This window comes from Fibrobacter sp. UWR4 (genome assembly GCF_003149045.1).
Lineage (GTDB): Bacteria > Fibrobacterota > Fibrobacteria > Fibrobacterales > Fibrobacteraceae > Fibrobacter.
Map to the genome: position 1 here is coordinate 105,889 of NZ_QGDU01000006.1, position 19,951 is coordinate 125,839.

The following is a 19,951-nucleotide window of genomic DNA, read 5'->3' on the forward strand; positions in this document are numbered from 1 at the left end:
CTTAATCCTCCACACACATAGTCTGTACCATGGGATATAGGTCCTTGGGGCATGATATTATCCGTCGGGACAACTCACCTTTTACAGAAGTCCATCCATATTCGAGGCAATACTGGCTCTCGGAATCTTTTTCAGTACTACTCCAGAAAATATCGTAATAGCGGGTTGGATAATAAGAGCAATCATACCACTTTCCAATCACATCATAAGTCAACTTCAAGGGAGTATCGTTTCGATATTCGCGATTCAACGCCGTGGCCTTATATTTCAGCCCAGCCGTGGAATTCCATTCAGAGGTATCGGGAATATGATAACCCTTGGGACAATAATTCCTTGCCTGCTCCCATGTCATATAGCTGTCATCCGTATACCACATGGTTTCTGCAGATGCAAGGGATACGGTCACGAGAGTGCCGTTACAGACGATAGATTTTCGAACTTTACCCAGCCAGTTAAAATAGAAGGCGTCGAAACTTTCGGACTTATTCTCAATGGTTTCCAGAGCAACGTTGTTCTCGGAACGTTTGCTGTGCAAGTACAGCACATTGTCATTGGAAAAAGCATCATACTTGTAGTTCTCTGGTAAAACTTCACCGTCATAGACTTTTGACGGATACAGGAATCCCCCTGACGGCATCGTAAACACATAGGTAAAATTATTGATTTTCACCTGATAGAGGGTATCCTCTGTAAAGATTCCACCAGCCAATCGAGAATCATACGTTCCATAGAAAAACCCATAAGTTCCGATAGTATCAGGACCATTAACATTGGTCCGACAACCATAGGATCTCTTCAGAGAATCCGTCAACAATATGGAGGTTCCCACAAGACCATTGGCACAGTAATCCTTGTTCTTTTGTTTCATCAGGAAGTTTTCTACGTCCGCGATAGAAGCCTCTCCCCAACCGTACGAATAGCAGTAGTAATACTTATCATCAAGTTTCAAGACTTCCCTATAATTCTTGCCATTGCAATACAATCCCTGCAGGGCAGGTGGCGAAAGATCCACACTTTCAGCTTTTCGCCATGTCATGGAGTTCTTATCACACACATAATAGACATCATCGTATTTTACAAGTTCATTTCCAACATCACAGGTATCCATATTCAATACGGGCGGAATCAGCTGATCTTCCTTCAGGATTTTCATGGTCCCATCTTTCTGACACAGGTAGGATAAGCCATCCCGTTGAGTCACCTTTAAATAGGAACTGTCATTACAAACGTCTCCATAGTATTCCCAGACTTTAAGGGTATCCCAGGCATAAACATCCTTAGTGGAATCAAAGGCGCAAATGAAATACTCCATAGTAGAGGCCTTGGGTAACTTCAACATTTGACCAGTCTTTCCTTCGTTGCATCCCTCCTTGTAATGATCTTCAATCGTTACCGTTTCACATTGCTTACCATCGCATTCGAACAGCACACTGTCCACGGATACGGTATCTCCACTTTTTTCTTCATCATCAGAAACACGATGCCACACCCATATCATGCCGTCACGTCCAGCAGACTGATCGCAAACAAGAGTGTCTCCACGGAATTCGCTGTGGGAGTCCTTGATGGTCGTTATATTTCCTTTTCCTGCAGCACCAAGAGAATAAGCCTCTTTCACAAGGCGGAATGCATCTTCACGCCATTCATCAGAACCAGCCCGGCGAGTACCGGTCCATTCCAAGCCATTAAAATGCTTCAGTAAATCATCTGCAGTACGGACTAAAAATTCATGAGGAATCTCCGGTTCCAATGCAAAACTTTTTTTCAGTTCAATGAAATCACCGTAGAATACGGAATCCGAAGGTTCAAACCTACAGTAGAGAAATACGGGGTCATTCGACGCCTTACTGTCAAATGCATTTTGTACTTCACCGACCGCAGAATCTACTGCCACATACAAAGATTTTTTCTTGTCGAACATCAAGTGCTCAATGCGATCTACAGCGATAGCCTCGACAAGATTCAGGCGTTTGCGGCTGCTCCTGGCAATATCCATGTAGTACTCAAAGTCCATCTTGACATCACCATCAATGGACAACAATACCTTCACATAGGGCGAGGGAAATTCCAATGTATCCGTTACGAATCTTGATTCGTCATCATTTTCATCCCGACCCGCAGACACCGTATCCACAGGATCATAGCCATGGTCCAGTTGAATCACTTTTATCTGAACCGCATCCAAATTTTCATACATGGATACGGTAAAATTCAGCGAGTTAGGAGAATACTTGATGCCATCCTTATTGTAGCCGGCAACAACCTCTTCGGTTCCCTCCGAACAAGCCCCTAAAAGTAGTGCAGCTAAAAAAGCAAGTATTGCAAAAATATTCTTATTCATGTTCTTTCAGGTACCATTCCAGGGGCACCCATCCATAGTTATTCAACTTATTGTAGGCCACGTCCAGAGGCGGCTGATAGTCGCAGACTAGACTCAACGTCGTTGAATCCGTAGGGACATCCACGGAACGTCCTATATTATCCTCATTGCAAGTTCCCGCGTAATAGTCAATTCTATTTATAGGAGACCATCCATTGGACCATTCTCCTCCCAATAGCAACGCCATGGATTTGCAAATAAAGAATTCATCTTCCGTCAGCTTGATTTTCTCGCCTTCTCGTGATTTATTGCAAGTTCCATTTTCCAAGGCAGCTCGTGCATCCTTGTAGGAGTCCGACTTCATGCCCTCTGGCGTTTCGTAGTAAGCTACATCAGAAGAATCAAAAGACCAGATTCGACGATAACCATCTGTTCCGTATTTTCCCAGACATCTAAACAGGGTGTCATTATAAAAGCGAAGAATACCATGCCGAACACTATCACCGCAACCGCCATAAGTTTCATTCAAGATGCGGTTGTACCTGACCCCATCAGCGACCTTCTTGTCCTTCTCCAATTCCCACTCGCCCTTTCTGCAATAATAGACGGAGTCACCTACCAGCAAGGTATCCTGAACCACGCCGGAATACAAACAGACCGCCAGTTCATTTTCTCTTTCAAGAATATTTCGATAGCCATATTTTATTTCGTAGGAATAATTCAGCTCAAATGCGTCACACATCAGAACCGTTCCCGCAAACTTGCTTTTTGAAACCTTAACGGTATCGTAGGTTCCCTTAGATTCATAATTGCAGGTCTTGAAATTGTAGACGTTCTTCATAAAGTCAAAGCTTACGTCAGACCAAAGGGTATAAGGCAATTCACCCGTCCATTTAAAACCCACATACCGTTCAAGCATGGCATCTGCCGCACGGACCTGCAATGTGGAAAAATCAAGGGAATCCTTGGCGAGCTCATCGCGCAATTCCAAAAAATTCCTGTAATAGGCAGAATCCGAAACAAAGCCTTCACACAGAATAAAACCCCAATCCATGTCCAAACTCAGAGGTTTCACTTGCTGAGCCATCCGCGATTTCGTCCGCTCGAAAGCATCAGCCCACGAAACGCCGCTCTTCATTAATTTTTCTACACGGAGTGACGCAACTGCAGCAAAAAAGTCCACCACAAGATAATTAGTTCTTGAAATGTCCAAGAGATTTTCAAAAGTCACTTCCTGCTTTTGACTTTCAATTTCCCCCGTCACGACAATCCGTACGTACGGCGATGAGAAATCCACATTATCCGTCTGGAAATAAGAGCTGTGTTCCTCCGGATACTCGCGAGAAGATTTAGCCTCCAAGGTGTCCATAGGTTCAAAACCGTAATTCAGGCGAACAACCTTTACCTTTAGATCTTTTAAATACGGAAGCATGACTTCAACTTGCACCGTATTGGGGGAAAACAACCTCCCATCAGAAGTATAGCTTCCTACAACTGTTCCACTTTCTTCATCGGAACAGGATGAAAAAAGGAACGATAGGGACAGAGCCACTAAAAAAATTACGAACGATCTAAAATACAGTTTCATCTCTTCACCCCTGAACAATTAAGTTCTTGTATCAAAAATATAATTTTCAATCCATCAAAACAAACGTCTGGCCGAGACCAGACGATGAGATAAAGAAATTTCAGGATGACGCGTTGATTCGCAGGGCTGGATCCTTCACTTCGTTCAGGATGACGTACCAAAGGTACGTTACTTTTCCAGCGGAAGCATGAGCACGCGGGATTTGCGGCTATAGTTGTAATGGTCGCGCTTGGTCTTGGGCAACTGCTCGATGGTACCATCCACGAAGCCGAAATGGTAGAACCAGTCCAGAGCCTGGGTAGTCAATAGGAACAACTTCTTGTAGCCCTTCATGCGACCCACGTCAATCAAGTGACGCACGATAGCATCGCCGATGCCGGACTTGCGGTAGTTGGCGCTGACAGCGATGCCTGCGATTTCCGCCATGCCGTCCTCGAACTCGTGAAGGGCGCCGCAGCCGTGAATGCTGTTATCGATGCTGTACACCACATAGTCCTTGAGCTTTTCGGAAATGCTTTCCTGAGTTCTCGCCACAAGGAAGCCCTGGTCGATGTAGTCCTGCATAATGCGCAGGATATCGGGAATGTCTTCCATGTTGGCAGGCCTGATACTGGAGTACTGGTTGGCGTACACCATGGTACCGTCACCGCGGGCGGAGAACACTTCCTGAAGCAGGCTACCCTGGAATTCACCGCTAAGCAAATGCACACGGTTGGCACCCGCCTTGCAGGCGTGAATGGCGTTCATCAGGTAGTCCATCTGGGCAAAGTTCAGCGTGTCGGAATTCAGTTCCAGAAGTTCCTGGGCCTGGTCCACATCCATAGCGGAAATCAGGCCGTTGTCTGTCGGTTCCAGGTACTTGGTGTTCTTGCCCGTCACCAGGCCTTCCAGCTTGATACCGTCCTGGTTACCGATGAAGAACAGCTTGCCCACCTTCATGTACTTGCAAAGTTCAGTGGCAAGTTCCGTGGAACTGATGTTATAGGCGTGGCCGATCTTGTTCCAGCCGATAGGCGGAATGATAGGCACGAAATTCTCATCCAGCAGCTGTTCCAGGATATCCTTCTGAATTCGTTCGATGCGGCCGGTGCGCATATAGTCCACACCGTTCACCACACCCATGCTGCGGGCCAAAATCCAGTTGCCCTGAATACCACGGAGGCCGCTAGCTGTCAAGTGGCTCATGATATGCTGGGCGGCACCCAAGGAAGCCTGTTCCACATGGGGCAGGGCCTCTTCGCAAGTAAGACGAACACCGTCATGGAACTTGGATTCCAGGCCCCAGGCTTTCAGCTGGTCGTCAATGGATTTACGGGTGCCGGGCACGATAATGATCTTAATCCCGGACTTGTGCAGAAGTCCGATATCTCGCATGAGCACCGGGAAAAGCGGGTGACTCATCAGGTCGTCTTCGATCTTCAGGACAAACAGCTGGCCCTTGAAGCGTTCCATATAGCCGAACACTTCGCGAATGAAACCTGCAACTTCAAAATGCTGGGATGTAAAATCATTTGGGTTCATGGGGAAAAAGATAGATAATGAGATGTTAGTAGGAAGTAGGAAGTAGGAAGTAGACAGGGGGAAATGGGGGATATTAGTAGGTAGTAGGTAGTAGGAAGTAGACAGTAGGAAGGGGAAAGAAAAAGGTGCCATCCGTGGGACAGCACCTTCTTTGAAAAGTTTTTGATTTTGATTACTTCTGCGGGGCGGCTTCTGCCTTCGGGGCTTCTGACGGGGCTTCGGCAGGGGCTGCTTCAGGAGCAGGTTCCGGATTGGTCACATTTACCTTCAGCAGTTCCACTTCAAAGACCAGCATGGAGTTTGCAGGAATGATGGAGGAAACACCTTCTTCACCATAAGCGAGAGCGCTAGGAATCCAGGCCTTCACCTTCTGGCCTTCCTTCATGACCTGGAGCAGGTCCTGCCACCCTTCGATGACCGCACCTACGGGGAATTCCTGCGGTTCACCACGCTTGACGCTGTTGTCAAATTCGGTACCATCCAGCAGGGCGCCAACGTAATGGACCAGCACCTTGTCGTCGGCCTTGGGAGAAATACCTTCGGCATCCTTCAGGATCTTGTACTGGACTCCCTTGGGAGTCACCTTCACGGTAGTGTCCATAATGTTCTTTGCCAGGAACTGGGCCTGTTCATCCAGAGTCTTCTGGGCGGCAGCCTTGGCATCCGCATCCTTCTTGGCCTGCATCTTCAGGAGAAGTTCCTGCAGGGCGGATTCAGCGACGGAATCCGTCAGCAATGCAGGGCGGGTGGAATCCACCTGGTCGCTAATGGCATCCATCACCAGTTTCATGTTCAGCGGGACATTGATATTGGCCACAGCCTTACCCAGATCCATACCCAGGGCATAGCTATAGCGGTTTACCGGATCGTTCATGTCGGCAACAACGCGGGCGGGAGCCGCAGGGGCCGCGGGAGCGGCCGCAGGTTCCACAGCCGGCTTGGGAGAGCCGCTGCAGGCGACCAGGAAACCGGTCAGAGCCAGAGTGGAAAACAAAGCTAACTGCTTGACTGTCAACTTAATAGCCATTTTTTTATCCTTCGGGGTCAAATTTTTGCCCCTAAAATAGGTTTTTGCGCCCCAAAAGAACACCTGGAGAACTCTTTTTGACGCATCTTTAGCCCCAAAATAGCGAAAAAATGGCCAGAAGACCACTCTTTTTTGGAAATTCTATAGAGAAAAACGGCTTTTTTTGCCCAAAAACGCCATTTGTGATTCAGCTCATAGAAAAATAAGATTTTTGTAAGAACCTCCCAAATAGCCCTTTGATTTGTAAACAAAAGTTATTAACTTTGGGCTCAAGAAAGAGAAATGGAGAAAAAACAATGAAACACTTCATGAACATGGTCGCTGAAGCAGCCGCAAACAAGGAAAAGTTCGATTCCGATCTGAACAGCCTGAAGGTAAGTCTCAGCCAGTCCGTGAACAGTTCCGAAGAAGTCTTCGTGGCCCCCTCCCCCAAGACTGGTTGGCTCAAGGGCAGCCTTTCCTACCCCTGGGTACTGATCTGCAGCATCGTCCCGGCAATCAAGGAAGTCTTCTAGGAAATCGCGGGTTAACTTCCGCCTTTTTCATCTAATGAAAATGAAACCGCCCGTGTAAAAGGCGGCTTTTTTTATTCCCTTACGAGCTTTTTATTTTTTTGCTTCACTATTTAAAAGCCCGTGTCCATTTTTTAAATTTAGGCCATAAAAATCAAACCTGGAGATAAATATGGCAGCTCTCGTTCTGGATGGCAAGGCTCTTGCCAAGACTACCGAAGAAGAACTCAGCGCACGCGTGGCTAAGCTTAAAGAAAAGACCGGCAAGACCCCGATCCTTGCAACCATTCTCGTTGGCGACGATCCCGCTTCCGCAACCTACGTGAAGATGAAGGGCAACGCCTGCGCTCGCGTGGGCATGGAAAGCATCAAGGTGATCATGCCCCAGGACACCACCACCGAACAGCTGTTGGCCAAGATCCAGGAACTGAACAACAATCCGGACGTTCACGGCATCCTCTTGCAGCACCCGGTTCCGCGCCAGATCGACGAACGTGCCGCTTTCGAAGCTATCGACGCCCGCAAGGACGTTGACGGCGTGACCTGCCTCGGTTTCGGCCGTATGTCCATGGGCGAAAAGGCCTATGGCTGCGCTACCCCGCAGGGCATCATGCGCCTCTTGAAGGCTTACAACATCGAACTCTCCGGCAAGCACGCCGTAGTGGTTGGCCGCTCCGCAATCCTCGGCAAGCCCATGGCCATGATGCTGCTGAACGCCAACTGCACCGTTACCATTTGCCACTCCAAGACTCCCAACGTTCCGGAACTGGTGAAGCAGGCAGACATCGTCGTGGGCGCTGTCGGCAAGCCGGAATTCATCAAGAAGGAATGGATCAAGCAGGGTGCAGTTGTGGTTGATGCCGGTTACCATCCGGGTGGCGTTGGCGACTGCGAAAAGGGCATGGAAGAAGTTTCCAGCGCATACACCCCGGTTCCGGGCGGCGTTGGCCCCATGACCATCAACACCCTCATCTACCAGAGCGTGGAAAGCGGCGAGAAGTATCTGAGCCGAGTGTAGCGCCAGAACGTTTACGTTCGGGCATTACCGAGGCGATATACTTCGCGCTGAAAGCGCCGAAGTACATTCTCGGTTAATTTACAGCAGTCATGCTGACGTAGGTCAGCATCGCTAAAAAAGGCACGGCGTTAAACCGTGCCTTTTTTATTTGTACCGTTATGGTTCGTACGATCCCATTTCAGTTTTCTGCATTTCCAGCAAACGCTGTTCCTTGGGACTCAGGAATTCCTTTTTCACAGCATCTTGAACCTGCTCTTCCTCCTCTAGGAGAATCACTGGCCCTATATTCAGGGGAGGAATATATGTTGTCCCCGTCATGACAGCCAATGCAGCCATCCCAAACACAGTTCCTGTCGCTATAAGAGAATTCTTGATGGAGAAAAGATCCCGCTTATTAGGCCCCATAGCATCCGGACTCATAGCATGGCTACGGGATTCAGCCTGTTTGCCTTCTGCCGGCACCGCCATACTGTAATCTACGGGAGCCTTGACTTTAACTGCTTTCAGGGAATCTTTTGCGTTCATTGTCTTAGAGATACCAGATGTTTGTGCAGAGGATTTTACGCCGGCGGAACTCGCAGGCATCAGCTGTGCACAGCACAGACTTACCGCGACAAACAACAAAACCAAAATTTTCTTCAAGACAAATCCCCCAAAGAACAGAAGCTCAGGCAGCACTCTTTTTAGAACGGGAACATCAGGCCAACCCCGATGGGTAATTCGATGTAATCGTTGTCCAAGTTCGCGTGGTCCAAGTCCAGGTTGGTGTAGTAGCCGCCCTGCCCTGCGTAAAACTGGAAGCCCAGTTCAGCATACGCACCGAAGTGAGTAAAGAACCTCTGCTGAAAGCCTGCACCGAACATAAGACGCCAATAGTTAGGATGGTCTTCGTAATGTCCGTGGTGCTTATTCCAGATATTATCCATTCCGTGGACCCACTGGGAAGAATGATACAAGTAAGGACCATTAAAGCCCATAGGATGCCACGCCACATTAACACCTAAAAGCAGGAAATCATCCGAATAGCCATTCCAGCCCGCCCCTACAGAAAGATGATCATTCATAAATGTTTGTTCAACATTCACCATACCACGGCCGGAAAAGCCCGTGCCCACAGAAACGGATGTGGTGGCAAAACTCTGCGCAAATACGCTCAACGCAAATAAGGCTGCAACTGCAAATTTTTTCATAATCTTAACCTTCTTTAAAAAATCCCGCATAAATTACAAAAATTCTTATAAAAAAGCTTCCGGGTCCTAAAACCCGGAAGTTTTTCATAGGAGGATATAGAGAGAGAAGATCGTTTATTACTTGCGAACGCGAACTGTCTGCAAGGACTTGCCCTGACCGAAGCGCATGATGTACATACCTGCGGAAAGGCTGCCATTTACACGGTTCCAGACATCCATGGAAGAACCGGCAGAAACATTTGCGGACTTGACCATGTTGCCGTTCATGTCGAATACGGTGCACTTGACCATGCCAACGCCAACGTTCAGCTTAATTTCACTTGTGATGGCATCGGTCCCGTTAGCAGAGCTAGAAGTCGGTACTGCGACGGCACTGGAAGAGGTGGGAGTAGGATTCATAGAATTGCCTTCAAGCTTGACCCAGTCCACATTCAGGTTGTCGTTGTTGATGGTGAGGCGCAGCGTCTGCTTACCTGCGGCGAGAGTGATTTCGTCACCTTCAGACTCAGAATAAGTGTCCCAATCCCCCTGGGCCTTGATTGCGACTTCAGTGCTGCTGGAGCCGACGGAAACTGTTACGGAGCCTGCGGAAGCATTACCGGTTGCACCGTTCACGGAAACCTTGTACTTGCCAGCGGCCTTTACATCCAGAGTATATTCGAAGTAGTCACCTGCGGTGGTGTAGCCCACGGCATAACCCGTACCAGCCTTTACGACGCCAGCATTATCGGTACGATAATCCGGAGCTTCGTTTTCGGCGCTGGAATGGTAGAAGGCATCCACATCGTAGTTTTCAGCTTCGATGGAGCCCGGAACTGCGATAGCGCCCTTAAACGGCTTGCTTTCTGCAGAAGCGCTAGAAGAAGGTTCGGTAGAAGCGCTGGAACCCGGAGTAACAGCAGCCCCATCGGAACTAAGCACGATGTCGCCACCATTGGGAACTGCGTCAAAGTAGATGTAGCCGTCCTTGATGGAAGCGTCGATGGCCTTGCCACCCTGAGTTGCAGAGACCTTGGACCAGCTGCTCTTCACGCGGATGGACAGCGGATAGTCGTACTTGGAAACGTTATCGGCAATGTTATGAGTAAGGGTATAAGTGATGCTGGATCCAGAAGAAGACTTTTCCGCAATCTTTGAAGCGTTACGTTCCTTGACATACATGACGGTGCTACGCATGGTCGTAACCCAGATCTTGGAATCGTTCTGCTTTGCCCACTGGAGAGCGCCTTCGATGGCTCCGATGTCAGTGGGAGAATAAGTGGCGTTACCGTTGTTCTTGCCGGAGAAACCGTGGGTCAGGAATGCCACCCAGCCACCCTGCTGGATAGCCTTCTGCATCTGGCCGGTAAAGTCGTTGGTGCTCTTGACGGAGCCTTCGGAACCAGTCATGATGGCAGAAACCTTGGTCCAATCATTGGGACCGTTCTTGCCCATGATATCGGAGCCGCCCTGCCAGGAACCGTTACAGATACGGCCTGCAATGTAATTCTGGTTCACGGCGCTCTGGTTAGGAACGTTGCAGTTGGGGTATGCCACGACAAGACAGCCATAGTCCTGGGTAATCTTGCTTTGGATAGCCTGTTTGGAAGAAGCTTCTTCGCCGGACATGTTCTGGCCGTGAGTGTTACTGTGGCTTGCGATTTCATGACCGTTCTTGGCCATATTCTGGAAACCGCTCCAGTTGGGATTCCAGTTCACCACCACGTTAAAGGTGGCCTTGTAACCATACTTGTCGAACAAAGGACCCGCATCGCTCACATGGCTAGGAGCGCCATCGTCAAAAGTGAAATTTGCGGCAGCAGTACGGAAACCTGCCCAAGTTGCAATTTCCTGTGCCTGGGCATAACCCAAGCCAAAAGCCATTACGGCGGCGAAACCAAGAAAACTATTCTTCATAACACATATCCCTAGAATTGGAGAACCAATCTCCCTTGACCTATAAATAGATTTATTCCCTCCAATTTGGACTATCCGTTGAGATTTGCCGTTGTTAGTCATTACAACACCCTAATGCATCAAAAGCGGGGAAAAACCGTAAAAAAAGCTCCCGAGACTAAATCCCGGGAACTTTTTAGAGAGAGAGAAAGAAAATATTTACAATTACTTGCGGACGCGAATGGACTGCACGGACTTTTCGGTACCGTAGCGAAGAACGTAGGCGCCTTCACGAAGCCCCACATTCACGTTGCTCCAGATTTCGCCTACGGAACCTGCCGCTACATTTGCAGACTTTACCAAGTTACCGTTCATATCAAATACGGAACATTTTACCATTCCGGCACCCACATTCAAGCGAAAGCCCGTTGCAATGGCGTCGGTACCGGAGGAGGAACTTTCGGCAGGCGTCACCAACTCCGATGAACTGGAAGATTCAGACGCTACAGCAGCGCTAGTAAGCTTGATCCAGTCCACGTTCAGGTTGTCGTTGTCGATGGTGAGACGCAGCGTCTGCTTACCTGTGGCCAAATCCAATTCGGCATCGCCGTCGACTTCAGAATAAGTATTCCAGTCACCCTGGGCGACCACCGCAACTTTCACTTTCTGCGTTCCCACAGAAACGGTAACGGAACCGTCGGCAGCGTTACCGGTGGCCCCGTTGACGGAGACCTTGTACTTGCCGGCAGTCTTTACATCCAAGGTATACTCGAAGTAATCATCCACGGTGGTATAACCAAGAGCATAGCCCGTTCCCGCCTTCACGATGCCCGCGTCGTCGGAGCGGTAGCCTGTGGTATCGCTTCCGCTGTTGGCATGTTCATAAGCGTAGGTATCGTAGTTTTCACCTTCGATGGTTCCCGGAATCTCGATAGCGCCCTTGAAGGGTTTTACTTCGGGAGGTTCGCCGGTAACGTTCAGTTCCATTGCCATGAAGTCGATGGTATAAGTGCCATCGGAATTGGGCGCGATGACCCTGCCCTTTTGGGAAACCGCTCGACCTGCCACATTCTGGATGTTTACACGCAGCGGCACGGACTTGGGCATGGCGGAATGGGGAGAAGTCCAGGTCACCTTGAAGCCATCGGAAGTCGTAGTAGCAGTAGCCTTGTCAATGGCAAAGTGAGCGCGATAGTAGGCTGCCACCACACCGAAGGGAGCAATCCACAAGCCCTGCTTTTTGGCCTCGTCCATAATGGACGTCATATCGTTAGTGGCAATGCCATAAGTATCGTTAACGCCAACGCCATGGTTCAACTGCACCGTCCAGGCTTTCTGGCTTTTTGCGGATCCCATATTGTTCTTGGCGTTACCTGTGCTGGAACCACCCTGGGTGTAGCAATTGGAACTGATGTTCATCCATTCCGGCTCGGAACTCCAGCCATAGTATTTTGCACCTGCACAGTTACGGTTTGCTATGTGATCCTTGCTGATGGCGTTGGCAACGTTGTTATTGCTGGCACAGAACGGAGTTGCAAAGGTGTAGACTTCTGGTGCGCCCTTCTGTAACAGGCTGCTTTTCCAGCCGGAAGTTTCGGCGGTCAAGTCCACGCCACCGGTCATATCCTTATGACTCTTGGAGTGGTTACCAATCTCGTGACCGTTCTTGGCCATATTCAGATAGTCACTCATATTACCGCTGCCGGCACCCATGGCGCCCGTAATGAAGAAGGTGACCTTCACGTCCGGATTGGAATTGAGGTAATTCCCTATGGCACCCAGCTGGTTATAGCCATCGTCAAAAGTAAAGGAAACTGCGCCGTCGTGGCCATTCCAGGGAACCGTAGTAATGGGGCCAGCCCAGGCAGAAAAAGAATAAGCGGCTGCCAAGGCCAACATGGCAGAAAATCTAGAAGCAGATTTCTTCATACACATACACCTCATCCTAGAAATACATTTTTATAGACAGGATGAGACAAGATTTTTCGTAACAAAGTATTGACAATTATTCAATAGAGCCCGCAAAAACAAGAAAGTCTCGGATTATTAGGGCAATTTGGACAAATAAGTCCTGGCATCCGTAGATTCCACCAGGTTTTCCCCTAGAAGTTTCTGCAAACGGCGTAAATCCGGATGGTCTTTCGGTTCAAAAACCACCACTTTCTTGAAACGTTCACGATGTCTCAGCAGGAACTCCAGGTTATTCACGTCCGTTTGCGGGAAACCGTACCCTAGGAAATAAATCTCCTGGGCATTTTTCAGGTAATAATCGGCCTTGCTCCAGAGCAAGTTGAACAGGCTCCCCCTCAGGAAGCTTTCCTTGGCATGCGCCATAGGGATGTAGATGGGAGTATCTTCACAATAAATGGGAAAACTGCGGTCCTGAGGTTCTACCTGACAGACATTACGCAAGTCCAGTTCATCGGTGACGCCTTTCAGCGGGAACCAATTGAGGGAACCGTGGAGCTTGATCAAGTCCACCGTCCGATCCCCGCGGGAACGTACAGCGGAGCGGTCCGCCGGATCGATCTTGACGCCATAATCCACCGCGACGGACTCCTGCAATTCGGGATCGTTTGCGATGGCGGATTCAATCAGGGTATCGTAATTGAAGGACAGAAGCAGCGTGTCGCGGCTCCCCTCCGACGCACAGTTGACACAGGACTTCAGGAACTTGCGGAGCACTGCGGCAGCATCCGGCGCCAATGCCTCGTCGTGACGGATAACGCTGGCGATAAAACGCAACAACTCGAAACGCAGACTGGCGTGATACAGGCGTTCCCTTTCCCCCGGGAAAATCCGTGCGGACAAAATGGAAGTGGCCAAGGTCTCGATCCCCAGATACTCCTTCTGGTTGTTGCACAACTCCAGAAACTTCAGGCAGTAATCCTTAATATGGGGAAACTCGTCGGGAATGCCGTACGGGATCAGTTCGTTAATATCCCGCAAGGTAGGCATCTGGGGCATAAAGGACTTGCTAAATCCGGAACCCAGGACAAAGATTCGACGATAAGCGTTATTCAGTTCACTCATATCCTGAATATACACTAAAACGGCCCCCGTGAACGAGCCGTCTTTAAGTATTCGAAACTAGAAGTACATGTTTCCGTCATCCATGCCCGTTACGGCAACGATGCGGTCAATGCTTACGCTATTGGTGACGACGCCGGATGATTCGTCACGGATGACAAAGGCAATTCCGGACAAGAAGTTCATCCACAGCTGGGGCGTGAACTTGAATCCGCAAAAGTGCGCAAGACAGGGAACAATCCAGGCGTCATGACTGCAGAAAATGTTCACGCGGGATTTTCCCTTTTCCAGCATCAGGTCCAGCATTTCCTGGGAGCGTTTTGCCAGCGGGAAATAAGCAGGGTCCTTATAGCCGGGCACGTTTGCGGTGCCGTCCAGCCAGCGGCAAATCCCCTGATAGAAACCCGTCCTGTGAGTTTCCATGTAGGCATCGTAATGTTCCACGAAAAATTCAGCAAGAGGCTGCAGCGGTTCCACAACCGGCTCCTCAATTCCCATGCCGCGGCCGATGTTCCGGGCAGTTTCCATACAGCGACCCACAGGACTGCTGAAGAAAGAAACCGATGCCGCAACGTCGCTTGCGCAGCGAAGGCACGGGCGCGAGATTGCCGATGCTGAAACAAGTTCAGCATGACGCAGGTCGGCATGACAGCCGATAGTGCACCCTAGTTGATAGGCCTGCTTGCGACCTCTTTCAGTCAGCCCCACGAAGGCGCCATGATCAGGATCGTCAGGCAGGATATGTCCACGTTCGCCATGACGAAGCAAGAAGAAAACCTTTTCGCCGGGACGAACGGTCTTGAAAAAATCTGCAGCGGACAAGTAGACGTTAGACATTCTTAATTAGGGTCGAAGTCCAGCACGACAGTTCAATACGGCTTTTTAGAATTGCAGAACAGGAATCAAGTCCTGCAGGAGGACAGCCAGGTGAATCCAGATAAGGTAATGGGTAATTACGAAGCAGAGAATACCGAAAATAAATCCGCAGATCACGTCGGTAAACCAGTGCACCCCGAAGTAAACTCGCAGGAGCCCCCAGCTCAGGGGGAACAGCATCATGATCCAGCCATATCGGGGTTCAGCAACCGTCACCGCGGTGGCGACCGCCAAGTTGTTCATGGTATGGCCAGAAGGGAAGCTGTACTTGTCCATAGGAGGAACCTGGGGCTTCAGCGTATCCAGGACGGAAAACGGACGGGGACGCTTGGTATTGAGTTTAATGATCTCGTAGATACCCAGAGTCAGGCCGATGGTAATCCCGGATTCCATGGCAACGGGAATAAAGGCCCTCCACCCGATATGGATAAAAAGGATGATGGCAAAGACAATCCACAGGTAGCCATCCCCCAGACGCACATAGGATCTGAGGAAGCGTTTGGTCTTCTCCGAGAAGTGCCTGTTGTTCCAGGCCCAGTAAATGGAAATCATCTCGTCAAATTTTTGGATTCTCTTAAACATTTGCGCCAAATTTACAAAATTTTTCCGACCCATTTTCCTAATTTTACGACAATACCGTTGAAGCAGGACCTGCCCAACACGAGTACTTTCGGCACCGCCGAAGCCAACCGCCTTGCCCACTTCCTACTTCCGATGATTTTTACTAAAAGATAGAGGTCAAAATGCGTGTACTCGTGCTCAACTGCGGCAGCTCTTCCGTGAAGTTCGCTGTCATCGATACCAAGACTAAAGAATCCATCGCCAGCGGCCTTGTGGAAAACATCGGCGTCGATGGCCACACCAAGGCAAAGGGTCCGGAAGGTAAGATCGACTTCAACTTCGATTGCCCCACCCACGCCGAAGCTGTGGACCAGGTAAAGAAGTTCCTGGACGAACAGAAGCTCACCGACACCATCGAGGCCATCGGCCATCGCGTGGTGCACGGCGGTAAGTACATCAAGAGCGAAAAGGTGACCCAGGATGTAATCGACTACATCCGTAGCATCGTGCTGTTCGCCCCGCTCCACGAACCTGCACACGCCACCGGTATGGAATGCGCCATGAAGTTCTTCCCGAACCTCAAGGACAAGCAGGTTGCCGTATTCGACACCGCCTTCCATCAGACCATGCCCCGTAAGGCCTTCCTCTACGGCATCCCCTACAAGTTCTACGAAACCGACGCTATCCGCCGTTACGGTTTCCACGGCACCAGCCACCGTTTCGTCACTGCAGAAGCCGCCGCAATCCTCGGCAAGAAGCCAGAAGACTGCTGCTTCATTACCGCACATCTCGGTAACGGCTCCAGCTGCTCCGCAATCCTCAACGGCAAGTGCGCCGATACCACCATGGGTTTCACCCCGCTGGACGGCCTCATCATGGGAACCCGCTCCGGTTCCATCGACCCGGCAATTCTCTTCTACATCAGCAAGAAGTATGGCTACGACATTGACCGTCTGGACAAGATGGTGAACAAGGAATCCGGCCTGCTGGGTCTCTCCGGCCTCAGTAACGACATGCGTACCTTGACCCAGGCAGCAAGCGAAGGCCACGTTGGCGCACAGATCGCTCTGGAAACCTTCTGCTACAAGCTGGCTCGTGAAATCGGCGGCATCGCCATGGCACTGCCCCGCATCGACGCCCTGGTATTCACCGGCGGCATCGGCGAAAACAGCTTCCTGGTCCGTAAGACCGTCATGGAAAACCTGGCCCTGCTGGGTTACCAGATCGACGAAGACCGCAACAACAAGAGCGGCAAGGAATCTGGCCACATCATCTCCAAGGACGGTACGCCCAAGGCAATGGTGGTCGCCACCAACGAAGAACTTCTCATCGCTCTCGATACTGAGGACCTGGTAAAGTAGGAGTGAGGGCGCTGCGCCTTCGGCTCCGCGCTCAGGGGTGAGGTCGCGACTGCGTCGCTAGAGGTAAATTCTCTCACCTTCCCCGAAATACAAAAGAGACTCCCGTTCGGGAGTCTCTTTTTTTGTGCCGTTAGGCACCATTATCTTACCTCAAAGTGAGCCGCGTAACGCGAACGACCTCACCCCTGAAGCGAGTGCAAAGCACGAGCGTACCTCAAACCTCAAGCGAGCTTCGCGAGCGTACCTACCTTACTTGATAGTGAAAGTCTGCTGATTTACGCGGAGAACCTTGCGGCCCTGAACGCTTGCAGCAGCGGCGCGAACTTCGGATTCGCTGACCGGCAGAGCGGACTTCCACATGACGCGGCCCTGCATGTCAAAGAGGGCGGCAACACCGCGGGTAGCCTTGATAGCACCCTGCCAGTTCATCTTGGCGGAAGCAATCACCGGCTTGATGGAAGTCTTAGGATCAGTACCCACCTTCACAATCAGCTTACCAGTGAGGGTTGTGGGAGATTCAGCATTTGCCATGGTGGGGTCAGCAACCTTCACGGTAATGGAGAATTCCATGCCTTCCATCAGGGTAGCGATATTCTTCTTGACCAGAGTCAGAGTGCTGCCTTCCTGAGTCATTTCGAAATAGCCTGCATTGGAAGTGGATTCCACAGCCTTGAAGATCAAGGTGTCACCGTCCACGTCAGTTGCAATGCCGTTCAGGTCATAGACCAGAGTGTCACCTTCAACACCGATGTAAGCGGTATCGGCCACCAGAGTCGGCTTGTCGTTGACGCATTCCAGATTGCCTGTAATTTCCAGATCCACAGAGGCACCCTTTTCGTCAGTTGCAGTAAGGGTCACGGAAACATCACCGCAAACATCCTTCACGGACTTAATCTGCAGGGCACCTACAGAGGAGAAGGAAGGAGCAAGAGTGCTATCCTTGGAAGTTGCAGAGAACTTCAGCTTGGAAGGATCCGTAGAATCATCGGTGAACCAGGTAATCAGTTCAGCCTTCTTGTAGGTGAACATGTTGAAATCTTCGCGGAGACTATCCAGACGGACATTCACGGTATCCAGCACACCTTCCACGATCTTGGGAGCCTTGTTCTTGTAAAGCACTTCCAAGGTAACCATCACAGCCTTGGAAACAGATCCATCGGCGCTTTCCACCTTATAGGTAAAGTAATCTTCGCCTTCGAAATCAGATTCCGCTTCATACGTGAAGGAACCGTCCTTATTCAAAGTCAGCTTACCATGTTCCGGTTCAAAGTCAAGGACCACAAAAGCAGTCGTATCCTTATCCGGATTCAGATCGTTAGCGAGCACGCCCTTCTTGGCGTCGACCTTGGTAACAGAATCCTGATAGACCTTATAGGCATCGGCAACCGGAGTGACAGGGTCAGCAACCGGGTTCACCTTGATCACTGCAATCGGAGTCGGAACGGAAGTCTTGGGATCTTCCACCACCAGGCTCAGACGAGCGGTACCGTTGGAATCCTTCTTTGCGGAAACTTCGATTACGTAATTATCGTCATCTGCAGTGAGAGAAGAATTGTACACGCCAGTATTCTTGGCAACCACCTTGTAGTCGTCATCGCCATCGGCATCGGTAATGGAGAAGTTTGCCTTGGGGACGGTAATGGTGAAGGGTTCAAAATCTTCGTCCACCACCAGGGTGTCGCCGAAGGTCTTTTCGTCTTCGCCATAGACAAAGGTCTTGGCAAGAACTTCAACAACCGGTTCGTCGTTCACGTTGACCACCGTAATCGTGCAGGTGCCTTCATTTTCGCTTTCGCGAGTTTCGTCACCCGTTTCAACGAACTTATAGGTGAAGGAATCCTTACCGTAGAAATCCGGATTAGGAGTGTAGGTGAAGGTACCGTAATCCAGATTGACATCGCTGAGCTTACCATGTTCCGGTTCACTAACGAGAATCATCTTGATTTCGTCACCATCGGCATCGAAACCGTAGTTCTTGACCAGCTGGGCGCCCAGGCCCACCTTAAGGACAGAATCTTCCTTCACTTCGAAGGCGCTGTTCTTTGCTACCGGGAGGTTTTCGGTATCGGAAGTATGAACAGTGAAGCTAAAGGTAGCGGTCTTCTTGGTGGGGTCCGTTGCGGTAAGGGTAATAGTTGCGTCGCCTTCCGGCTTAGAGGCAGTAGTGAACTGGATGACGCTCTTGCCAGTGTATGCGGTGGAATCGACCAGCACCACGGACTTTTTTTCGCTAACAATCTTAACCGTAATGGTCAGATCGTCGCCATCGCCATCTTCGAAGACCTTGGACATATCCATTTCGTGGATATCGCCTTCAGCCAAATCAATTTCACCCTTGTTGTAGCCAGCAAAAGCTTCGGTTACGTTGGGAGCGGCGGTTACACATTCATCAGCCAAGGTAAAGCTGTGAAGAATAACCTCGTTCTCTTCAACCTTAGTGGAATTGGCATGAGTGTTCTTATAGCTGAACTGCACACCAGTCTGGGAAGCAACAGCCCAGGCCTTAGTGGTGGAGGACTTCCAGCCCTGGCTCAAATCAGCAAAAGCAACAAACACCTTCTTGGGAGTTGCAGCGGCAGCAATTTCAGAGCCGTAATAGTTGTAGTCCGTAATGGTAGACTGCTTAAAGTCCACACGGAACGGCTGCTTGGCTTCATAAACCATGCAGACACCCTTATAGGTGCTAAGACTGATAGCCACATCCTTGTAGCTAGCGTCCTGCTTCCAGCCAAAGCCATAACCGGCGCTGGCACTGGTCTTACCCATGGGGGCAAAGAAGTCGATGACCTTAGCACCGTTTACATCCGTTTCATCAACCCATGCACCTTCGGTAGAGTCCGCATAAGTATAGAAGTAGGCCGGTTCCTTAGAAACCTTTGCGCCTTCCTCGTCAGACCAAACTACAGCAGTTGCTGCAGATGCTGCACCGGCCAACAGGCCAAATGCCAAAAGACAAACTTTTTTGTTCATATTAACCGAGGCATCATCAACATGTGTGGAAGCATTTAGGCAGCCTTGCTAGATGATTCTCTCGATTCCGATTCCCATTCGTAGGCTATCTTTACATCTACA

15 protein-coding genes are annotated in these 19,951 nt (G+C 50.0%); 3 read left to right on the plus strand and 12 right to left on the minus strand.

Features of this window, described 5'->3' with window-relative positions; genetic code table 11:
* Position 1: 1 nt before the first annotated feature.
* From BGX12_RS03890 to BGX12_RS03905, 4 genes are all read right to left on the minus strand, one after another.
* Entirely contained in the window at positions 2 to 2,341 is a 2,340-nt protein-coding gene (locus BGX12_RS03890) for a hypothetical protein (RefSeq protein WP_109734777.1), read from the minus strand.
* The gene (locus tag BGX12_RS03895) at positions 2,334 to 3,752 is read right to left on the minus strand and encodes a hypothetical protein (RefSeq protein WP_146196240.1); all 1,419 of its coding nucleotides are present in this window, start codon (positions 3,750 to 3,752) and stop codon (positions 2,334 to 2,336) included. The genes BGX12_RS03890 and BGX12_RS03895 overlap by 8 nt, the downstream gene beginning before the upstream one ends.
* 324 nt (positions 3,753 to 4,076) lie before the next feature.
* Positions 4,077 to 5,429 (minus strand): amino-acid N-acetyltransferase, encoded by a 1,353-nt coding sequence (gene argA / locus BGX12_RS03900; RefSeq protein ID WP_109734779.1) that lies wholly within the window; start codon positions 5,427 to 5,429, stop codon positions 4,077 to 4,079.
* A gap of 172 nt (positions 5,430 to 5,601) precedes the next feature.
* On the minus strand, positions 5,602 to 6,456 hold the full coding sequence (locus tag BGX12_RS03905) for an FKBP-type peptidyl-prolyl cis-trans isomerase (RefSeq protein WP_109734797.1): 855 nt from the start codon (positions 6,454 to 6,456) through the stop codon (positions 5,602 to 5,604).
* A gap of 296 nt (positions 6,457 to 6,752) precedes the next feature.
* On the opposite strand from BGX12_RS03905, the gene BGX12_RS03915 reads away from it, so the two are divergent.
* On the plus strand, positions 6,753 to 6,971 hold the full coding sequence (locus BGX12_RS03915; protein WP_109734781.1) for a hypothetical protein: 219 nt from the start codon (positions 6,753 to 6,755) through the stop codon (positions 6,969 to 6,971).
* 169 nt (positions 6,972 to 7,140) lie between these two features.
* Positions 7,141 to 7,986, plus strand: coding sequence for a bifunctional methylenetetrahydrofolate dehydrogenase/methenyltetrahydrofolate cyclohydrolase FolD (folD, locus tag BGX12_RS03920; protein WP_109734782.1), 846 nt, complete (start codon positions 7,141 to 7,143; stop codon positions 7,984 to 7,986).
* 156 nt (positions 7,987 to 8,142) lie between these two features.
* On the opposite strand, the gene BGX12_RS03925 is transcribed toward folD, so the two are convergent.
* The 7 genes from BGX12_RS03925 to BGX12_RS03955 all read right to left on the minus strand — a co-directional run bounded on the left by BGX12_RS03925 (position 8,143) and on the right by BGX12_RS03955 (position 15,539).
* A complete protein-coding gene (locus tag BGX12_RS03925) occupies positions 8,143 to 8,628 on the minus strand; it encodes a hypothetical protein (protein ID WP_146196241.1) in 486 nt (161 codons plus the stop codon).
* 41 nt (positions 8,629 to 8,669) lie between these two features.
* On the minus strand, positions 8,670 to 9,176 hold the full coding sequence (locus BGX12_RS03930; protein WP_146196242.1) for a hypothetical protein: 507 nt from the start codon (positions 9,174 to 9,176) through the stop codon (positions 8,670 to 8,672).
* 117 nt (positions 9,177 to 9,293) lie between these two features.
* Positions 9,294 to 11,072, minus strand: a complete 1,779-nt coding sequence (locus tag BGX12_RS03935; RefSeq protein WP_109734785.1) for a carbohydrate-binding protein — start codon at positions 11,070 to 11,072, stop codon at positions 9,294 to 9,296.
* Between the two features lie 204 nt (positions 11,073 to 11,276).
* Positions 11,277 to 12,980 (minus strand): polysaccharide deacetylase family protein, encoded by a 1,704-nt coding sequence (locus BGX12_RS03940; protein WP_158278158.1) that lies wholly within the window; start codon positions 12,978 to 12,980, stop codon positions 11,277 to 11,279.
* 117 nt (positions 12,981 to 13,097) lie between these two features.
* Positions 13,098 to 14,084, minus strand: coding sequence for an SIR2 family protein (locus tag BGX12_RS03945; protein WP_111361601.1), 987 nt, complete (start codon positions 14,082 to 14,084; stop codon positions 13,098 to 13,100).
* Positions 14,085 to 14,141: 57 nt separating this feature from the next.
* Complete coding sequence (locus BGX12_RS03950; protein WP_109734788.1) at positions 14,142 to 14,918, minus strand: histidine phosphatase family protein; 777 nt, start codon at positions 14,916 to 14,918, stop codon at positions 14,142 to 14,144.
* A 45-nt stretch (positions 14,919 to 14,963) separates the two neighbouring features.
* Complete coding sequence (locus tag BGX12_RS03955) at positions 14,964 to 15,539, minus strand: phosphatase PAP2 family protein (RefSeq protein ID WP_109734789.1); 576 nt, start codon at positions 15,537 to 15,539, stop codon at positions 14,964 to 14,966.
* Between the two features lie 161 nt (positions 15,540 to 15,700).
* On the opposite strand from BGX12_RS03955, the gene BGX12_RS03960 reads away from it, so the two are divergent.
* The gene (locus BGX12_RS03960) at positions 15,701 to 16,879 is read left to right on the plus strand and encodes an acetate/propionate family kinase (RefSeq protein ID WP_109734790.1); all 1,179 of its coding nucleotides are present in this window, start codon (positions 15,701 to 15,703) and stop codon (positions 16,877 to 16,879) included.
* A gap of 249 nt (positions 16,880 to 17,128) precedes the next feature.
* Here BGX12_RS03960 and BGX12_RS03965 read toward each other — a convergent pair whose 3' ends face one another.
* Positions 17,129 to 19,849 carry an Ig-like domain-containing protein gene (locus tag BGX12_RS03965; protein ID WP_109734791.1) on the minus strand — a complete coding sequence of 907 codons (2,721 nt, stop codon included), beginning with the start codon at positions 19,847 to 19,849 and terminating at the stop codon, positions 17,129 to 17,131.
* Positions 19,850 to 19,951: the final 102 nt, after the last annotated feature.

Excerpts from the sequence above, each read along its gene's own strand:
- BGX12_RS03890 (WP_109734777.1), bottom strand. The coding sequence starts at position 2,341 with ATGAATAAGAATATTTTTGCAATACTTGCTTTTTTAGCTGCACTACTT.
- BGX12_RS03895 (WP_146196240.1), bottom strand. The coding sequence starts at position 3,752 with ATGCTTCCGTATTTAAAAGATCTAAAGGTAAAGGTTGTTCGCCTGAAT.
- argA (WP_109734779.1), bottom strand. The coding sequence starts at position 5,429 with ATGAACCCAAATGATTTTACATCCCAGCATTTTGAAGTTGCAGGTTTC.
- BGX12_RS03905 (WP_109734797.1), bottom strand. The coding sequence starts at position 6,456 with ATGGCTATTAAGTTGACAGTCAAGCAGTTAGCTTTGTTTTCCACTCTG.
- BGX12_RS03915 (WP_109734781.1), top strand. The coding sequence starts at position 6,753 with ATGAAACACTTCATGAACATGGTCGCTGAAGCAGCCGCAAACAAGGAA.
- folD (WP_109734782.1), top strand. The coding sequence starts at position 7,141 with ATGGCAGCTCTCGTTCTGGATGGCAAGGCTCTTGCCAAGACTACCGAA.
- BGX12_RS03930 (WP_146196242.1), bottom strand. The coding sequence starts at position 9,176 with ATGAAAAAATTTGCAGTTGCAGCCTTATTTGCGTTGAGCGTATTTGCG.
- BGX12_RS03935 (WP_109734785.1), bottom strand. The coding sequence starts at position 11,072 with ATGAAGAATAGTTTTCTTGGTTTCGCCGCCGTAATGGCTTTTGGCTTG.
- BGX12_RS03940 (WP_158278158.1), bottom strand. The coding sequence starts at position 12,980 with ATGAAGAAATCTGCTTCTAGATTTTCTGCCATGTTGGCCTTGGCAGCC.
- BGX12_RS03945 (WP_111361601.1), bottom strand. The coding sequence starts at position 14,084 with ATGAGTGAACTGAATAACGCTTATCGTCGAATCTTTGTCCTGGGTTCC.
- BGX12_RS03950 (WP_109734788.1), bottom strand. The coding sequence starts at position 14,918 with ATGTCTAACGTCTACTTGTCCGCTGCAGATTTTTTCAAGACCGTTCGT.
- BGX12_RS03955 (WP_109734789.1), bottom strand. The coding sequence starts at position 15,539 with ATGTTTAAGAGAATCCAAAAATTTGACGAGATGATTTCCATTTACTGG.
- BGX12_RS03960 (WP_109734790.1), top strand. The coding sequence starts at position 15,701 with ATGCGTGTACTCGTGCTCAACTGCGGCAGCTCTTCCGTGAAGTTCGCT.
- BGX12_RS03965 (WP_109734791.1), bottom strand. The coding sequence starts at position 19,849 with ATGAACAAAAAAGTTTGTCTTTTGGCATTTGGCCTGTTGGCCGGTGCA.